The organism is Tenacibaculum sp. L6 (genome assembly GCF_028823685.1).
Taxonomy (GTDB): Bacteria; Bacteroidota; Bacteroidia; order Flavobacteriales; family Flavobacteriaceae; genus Polaribacter.
Genome location: NZ_JAPEHZ010000167.1, coordinates 1 through 723, shown reverse-complemented (window position 1 = coordinate 723; position 723 = coordinate 1). Strand labels below are relative to the sequence as shown.

Genomic DNA, 723 nt, shown 5'->3' with positions numbered 1-723 from the left:
GAGCTTCCCCAAACTAGCGAAAGCACAATTAAAAACAACCATTTTTGCTGTTGCTTATTCATTATCAAGTATTTTAATAACAAAAGTCGCTTATTTATATTTTAAATTTTGATTTTATTAATAAATTTGCTGAATAATCCAATAAATAAAAATGATGAAATTTTTAAAAATATTTTTTGTTGCTGCTTTTGTAAGTTTAACAATGATTGCTTGTAAAAGTGAAGCTAAAAAAGAAGAAGCTCAAGAACAAAAAACCGAAACAGTAGCAGAAGCTAATCCACAAGAACTTTCATTAAACATTTCAGGAATGACTTGTGAAATAGGATGCGCTAGAAAAATAGCTTCTGATTTAAATAAAAAGGATGGAGTTTTAGAAGCTAACGTTGTGTTTAACGATAGTATTGCAACTATAAAATATGATGCTAACAAAACTAACAAAGCTGAATTAATTACCTTTGTTGAAGGAATTGGTAGCGGTGATATGTACAAAGCTGCTGAAGCTACTAAAAAAACTTGTAAGGCAGATTGCACTATGGCATGTTGCGCAAAAAAAGACGTTGATAAAAAAGCTTGTGGCGACGATTGTAAAAAAGAGTGCTGTACAAAAACAGAAGCTGAAAAAGCTGCTTGTAAAGAAGATTGCACTATGGCTTGTTGTGCTGAAACAAAAAAAGCATAATTGCTTATTTTAAATAATATTGAAAGCTCCTAAATTAGGAGCTT

1 protein-coding gene is annotated in these 723 nt (G+C 30.4%); it reads left to right on the top strand.

The features are described from left to right. Positions 1-151: 151 nt before the first annotated feature. Positions 152-679, top strand: coding sequence for a cation transporter (locus OU788_RS12520; RefSeq protein ID WP_274635470.1), 528 nt, complete (start codon positions 152-154; stop codon positions 677-679). Positions 680-723: the final 44 nt, after the last annotated feature.

Coding starts and splice junctions, on each gene's coding strand:
- OU788_RS12520 (WP_274635470.1), top strand. CDS start 152: ATGATGAAATTTTTAAAAATATTTTTTGTTGCTGCTTTTGTAAGTTTA.